This is a genomic window from Nostoc flagelliforme FACHB-838, assembly GCF_014698065.1.
Classification (GTDB): domain Bacteria; phylum Cyanobacteriota; class Cyanobacteriia; order Cyanobacteriales; family Nostocaceae; genus Nostoc; species Nostoc flagelliforme_B.
In genome coordinates this window covers 1-4,644 of sequence record NZ_JACJSI010000433.1, presented here as the reverse complement: position 1 = coordinate 4,644, position 4,644 = coordinate 1, and the positions used below count along the sequence as shown (strand labels likewise).

At 39.4% G+C, this 4,644-nt stretch carries 8 protein-coding genes and 1 pseudogene; 6 read left to right on the top strand and 3 right to left on the bottom strand.

What is annotated here, in order from left to right:
* Positions 1-207, top strand: a 207-nt coding sequence (locus H6G97_RS45805) for a hypothetical protein (RefSeq protein ID WP_190947054.1), incomplete at its 5' end; no start/stop codon positions are given.
* 298 nt (positions 208-505) lie between these two features.
* Here H6G97_RS45805 and H6G97_RS45800 read toward each other — a convergent pair.
* On the bottom strand, positions 506-964 hold the full coding sequence (locus H6G97_RS45800) for a hypothetical protein (protein WP_190947053.1): 459 nt from the start codon (positions 962-964) through the stop codon (positions 506-508).
* A gap of 253 nt (positions 965-1,217) precedes the next feature.
* Between H6G97_RS45800 and H6G97_RS45795 the strand changes: the two genes are divergently transcribed.
* Positions 1,218-1,478, top strand: coding sequence for a hypothetical protein (locus H6G97_RS45795; protein ID WP_190947052.1), 261 nt, complete (start codon positions 1,218-1,220; stop codon positions 1,476-1,478).
* A 17-nt stretch (positions 1,479-1,495) separates the two neighbouring features.
* Positions 1,496-2,269, top strand: a complete 774-nt coding sequence (locus tag H6G97_RS45790) for an ERF family protein (RefSeq protein WP_190947051.1) — start codon at positions 1,496-1,498, stop codon at positions 2,267-2,269.
* A gap of 208 nt (positions 2,270-2,477) precedes the next feature.
* Here the strand turns inward: H6G97_RS45790 and H6G97_RS45785 are convergent, their stop codons facing one another.
* The gene (locus H6G97_RS45785) at positions 2,478-2,657 is read right to left on the bottom strand and encodes a hypothetical protein (protein WP_242056076.1); all 180 of its coding nucleotides are present in this window, start codon (positions 2,655-2,657) and stop codon (positions 2,478-2,480) included.
* A gap of 51 nt (positions 2,658-2,708) precedes the next feature.
* Positions 2,709-3,290: an RpnC/YadD family protein gene (locus H6G97_RS45780; RefSeq protein ID WP_422394281.1), complete on the bottom strand. Its 582-nt coding sequence runs from the start codon at positions 3,288-3,290 to the stop codon at positions 2,709-2,711.
* A 36-nt stretch (positions 3,291-3,326) separates the two neighbouring features.
* On the opposite strand from H6G97_RS45780, the gene H6G97_RS45775 reads away from it, so the two are divergent.
* The 3 genes and pseudogenes from H6G97_RS45775 to H6G97_RS45765 all read left to right on the top strand — a co-directional run.
* Positions 3,327-3,503, top strand: coding sequence for a four helix bundle protein (locus H6G97_RS45775; RefSeq protein WP_190947050.1), 177 nt, complete (start codon positions 3,327-3,329; stop codon positions 3,501-3,503).
* Positions 3,504-3,682: 179 nt separating this feature from the next.
* Positions 3,683-3,904: pseudogene (locus H6G97_RS45770) on the top strand (four helix bundle protein); the annotation flags it as partial.
* A gap of 415 nt (positions 3,905-4,319) precedes the next feature.
* Positions 4,320-4,644, top strand: a 325-nt coding sequence (locus H6G97_RS45765; RefSeq protein ID WP_190947049.1) for a hypothetical protein, incomplete at its 3' end; no start/stop codon positions are given.

Genomic DNA, 4,644 nt, shown 5'->3' with positions numbered 1-4,644 from the left:
GAACCGATAGAAATACTGAAGCAGTTCAACTCGTGCTACCTGAAGATTCAGGCGATTGCACAAAATGAAACTTGGCTTTTGTTGATTGCTGAAAAGAAGATTGACCCAGAAGCAGCAACTCATTTGGGCGATGTCCTGCATTACTTGGGCGAGGTAATGGGTTGTGTGGAAGAAATCGTTGAAGTCAAAACAATTCAAAATTGCTGAACTACTCACTTATGAGTTAGAAGTAATTCCTGGCATTGTCATAAATAGCTAAGTCGAACACTATCCAGTATCAACGCAATTTTTAGCAACAACAACGCAATTATGGAAACAATCATTATCAACAACAGCGTCTTTCTCATTCCACCCAACCTAAACTACAAGCAAACTATGCCAAAGAATATGATCAATTTCTTCTTGATTGTCCTCCAAAACTGACAATCCTAGAAGCACAAACGGCAGATATCTCATGCAAGGGCAGAATCAAACAACAATGCCATAAGGTAAAAAGCGATAAACACTACTCTTGCTGATGTGGCTTTGTCAAGAACCTTGCTAACCAAGCTAAAAGTATGGCAAAAACAGCGGCACTTAGGGAGCGAACTATTTCATATAACTGTGCAAATTGTAACTCACTAACTCGACTCGTTACCCAGTTTAGAAGAGTAGAGAAAACCACAAACCAAGCAATGATTCCAAAAGGAGTGACAATTGCCAAAACTTTAGCTGTTTTCCCTGCCTTGCGGTAATGTCGCCAACGCAAAACCAGCCAACAACCGATTACTTCTCCAATCCACCACCCGACAAAAGAACCAATAAAAGGTGGCAGTAGCCCTTCGAGTTCAGCATTCGGCATAAAGTTTTTTCCATAAGCAATCCCTAGATATATACCCAGGTTCATCAATACCACAGCCCCAGTTACACCTCCTAGAACTGCTGCTAAATATCCATTTCCTCTATTTGTGTGCAGTGCCATCATTCAATCTAAAACTTTTATCAAAAACATATTTGGCTTTAGACAGTTTTGATAGTGCTTTGAGTTCCTTAACAAGGATTGATACCAATGAAACAACTAACAGCTTCCATTCCCATTCCCGTACTACGAGAATTTACTACGGTTTGGAGCAAATAACAACTGCTGGCAAGAGCGATTTATGTAAAAGACTCAGCATTCAGATGGTTGATACTAACGAAGAGAATTAACAACCAACATATACCAAAACTGAAATCACATGAAATTTACAACTGTATCTGTTAGCTACTCTAGAAAATTTAATCTTGGCAATTTTGAGTCACTCGATTTAGGTTGTTCTCTATGGGCGCAAGTGGAAGATGGGGAAGACGCGGATGGAATAACTCAATTTCTTTATCATCAAGCTAAAGCTTCAGTAAAACAAGCGGCAATGCCTGTGCTAAAAGCCTCAGAGTTTCAAATTACTAAGGCTAAATCTAGCAAAAAAGTGTCTGGTGATGTCAACGAAAGTGATTGGTAAAGTGAGAGGACTAAACAATGCAAGAACTAATCAAAGCTTTAATCAAAGCAAAGGCAGAGTTTAACCCCATTCAAAAAGACGGTACTAATCCTCACTACAAGCGTAAATATGCAACTTTAGATGCTGTATTGGATGCTGTCACTCCTGCACTTGGTAAACATGGGTTAGTAATAATTCAAACCACCGAAATCTTTGAAAGTAAAACCGTACTACGGACTCATATTTTTCACGAATCTGGAGAGAGTATCACCAGCACTTATCCTTTACCTGAAATTGCTGACTCTCAAAAGTTTGGTGCAGCATTAACTTATGCACGTCGATATGCGGTTTGTGCAATTTTATCGGTGACTGCTGATGAAGATAATGATGCTGAAGGCGCAACTACTTCTCAAAAGACAGAACAAGCACAAAATAATATTAGACCTCGCAAAGAGAATCAACAGCCTAGAGTTCAGCCAACCAAACAAGCTATAACTTCACCATCAATCAACCCAAAAGATTTGCGAGTTAAAGAAGTTCGCACACTTTTAAATTATCCGTTGGACTTGGTGAAAGAATGGCTGCATTCTCGAAATGTTACGAGTCCGAGTGAGCTTGATTCTCTTCAGATTGACGAATTAGTAAAGACTATGTGTTTGGCTTGGGCAGGGAATAAATTTGGGCATCCGAACCATGCTGCTAGCTCTTATCAAAAGCACATAGTTGATGCTGTAGCACGAGGAGTAGATGAAACAACAGCAATTAGCGACTGGATGGAAGGAGCGCTTGCACAATTACCTGAACTTAATTGAAAGCAGAAATCATACTTCAAGAAGAATACATTCGGGAGCAATCTTAACGTTCTCTTAGAAACGCTGGTTCTGCATAAAAAGCACTTATGCTCATCAAACAAAGAGGCATTGTTACCAACAAGCCACCACCGTCACTGAGTATCGGAGGAAATCGGGACTTGAAACACAGCCCTTGTTGAGCCGATTCAGTATAGGAATAGTCGCAAAATTATTTTTGATTCTCGGATTCTCCCTGCTGTAATTGTTGCACTTCCTCCACTGATAAGCCAGTAGACCGAGCTATCACATCAACGCTGATGCCCTCAGCTAATAAGTTAATAGCAATTTTACGGACTTTTTCATCGCTACCTTCGGCCTTGATTGATTGATAAACCACTGATTCACGCATGGTATACCTTTGGGAAACCAACTTTAACAACCAGTGTGTTGCTTATTTGAGCTACTCAACATCTGTAATAAGCAAGCTTTGTACTTGTTCAATTGTTAACCCAGTAACTTTTACTACCATTTCAATAGGCATCTTCTCTTTAAGAAGGTTAACTGCAACAAGGCGAACTCCTTCCTCAATCCCTTCAGTTCTTATTGACTGATAAATAACTGACTCGCGCATTATGTCCTTCCTAAATAAACCTCCAATCACTTCTTGTTCTAATACTAACCCAGCCAGAATTGCAGAAGCGGCAGCAATATTACTTTGTGTTCGCCTGTCAGCAATTTTGTCAACAGCCGCAGCTGAGAGTTGTAATGTAGCAACTTTGCTCTCAGTAGCACTCAAGACCGCAAACGGGAGTAATCCTGGTGTCGCCAAAAATATCTCGCTTGGTTGCTCCCATAAACGAATCACTGAAAACTCATGTCGTAAACTTTCAGTAGTAAAAGTAGTTTGATACACCTTCTCTGATTCGGTTTTAGCTAAGTAAATTACTACTTGGTGCATTCGTTTATTAGGAAAACGGCGATACACCCTCAAACGGTAATCAGCCATCCGAAACGGCATATCAAAACAATTCGCAATTCGCAATTCGCAATTCGCAATTATTAATTAGGAGTAAAAGGCATGAATCAAAATATTAGTATTGCTGATAGAACAAAAGCCTTGGCAATCAGAATAGTTAAAGCTTGTACTTTCTTAGATGAAAAGCCTGGAGTTTGTCGAACACTCTCAAAGCAACTACTACGAAGTGGAACTTCCATTGGAGCTAATGTTAGAGAAGCCCAGGGCAAACGCATCTAAATTACTCTTGATCACAACGAAGGTTAAGAACCAACGAAAAAATCAGGATTTCGAGCTTGATTATTTTTTAAGCCCCAAAGCGATCGCCTAAAACTTTCGCAATAAGCAAAACTTAATGACATTGATTTTAAATCTATTCTCAATAAAGTATGCTTATTGACATGATGCGGCCGCCCTGTAGAGAAGCCCAATCTTCTCAATCTGACAAAGACTTTCTTAGTAAATTGGAAATTGCACTTAAAGAGGAAAGAGAAACTGAGTATTGGCTAGAAATATTAATAGAGGCAGAATTGGTTGACAAAACTAAGTTTGAATCTCTGCTTCAAGAAACTAGAGAACTTGGAAAAATCTTAGTTGCATCTACTAGAAAAATTAAGGATAAAATCAACAGACTAAATTAATTGCGAATTGCGAATTGCGAATTGCGAATTGCGAATTGGTTCGGGGTTCTCCTAATAGCCAAGTAGCAAAATCAGGAGAATACATTTCAGCGATAAATTTGCAAGTGTTATCAAACATGAACAAATTTTATCAGATTAAATCAACAAACTGAATTATCCAATCGCACTACTTCCATAGCCAGTCTGATTGCTCAATTATATAAAAAGGAAAAAATATTATGCCGCGAAAAATTGCTCCTCCTACCCCACAAAATCAGCCGCACCAATGCATACAGTATCTTCATCGTTGTGGGGGTAGCGCTCGATTGTGTCATATCAAATTCAGTCTTAACGTGATTCAAATGCTAGTCAATCAAAGAAAGGTAAAGATTAAGAATACTGGTGCAGGGTTTTTTATTGAATTGGAGGATTCCAAATGACTAATTACAAACAAGATGTTTACCAATCTCAATTAGACCACAAGGGTAAATTGGTTCCTCGTCGTCGTACTAGGAGAAGATTCAACCCCAAGATTTTCGTTGATCGCACCATAGAAACAACTGCAATTGTCTCTCTGCTCTTAACTGGGTTTTCAGGAGTAGCGGCAATGGGGTGCTGGGGGTTGGAGATTATCGAGACTAATAATCACAACATAATCATCTCTAGGTGGCAGCAGCAGAAAAGTATTTGCTTGGGTGCAATGGTGGTCAGTTTTTCCGTCTTCTTAGGGACTTCTTTAGTCGGAGCAAGCCTCAGTATTC

What these genes read in the sequence shown, in the direction of transcription:
- H6G97_RS45800 (WP_190947053.1), bottom strand. Translation starts at nt 964, where the DNA reads ATGATGGCACTGCACACAAATAGAGGAAATGGATATTTAGCAGCAGTT.
- H6G97_RS45795 (WP_190947052.1), top strand. Translation starts at nt 1,218, where the DNA reads ATGAAATTTACAACTGTATCTGTTAGCTACTCTAGAAAATTTAATCTT.
- H6G97_RS45790 (WP_190947051.1), top strand. Translation starts at nt 1,496, where the DNA reads ATGCAAGAACTAATCAAAGCTTTAATCAAAGCAAAGGCAGAGTTTAAC.
- H6G97_RS45785 (WP_242056076.1), bottom strand. Translation starts at nt 2,657, where the DNA reads ATGCGTGAATCAGTGGTTTATCAATCAATCAAGGCCGAAGGTAGCGAT.
- H6G97_RS45775 (WP_190947050.1), top strand. Translation starts at nt 3,327, where the DNA reads ATGAATCAAAATATTAGTATTGCTGATAGAACAAAAGCCTTGGCAATC.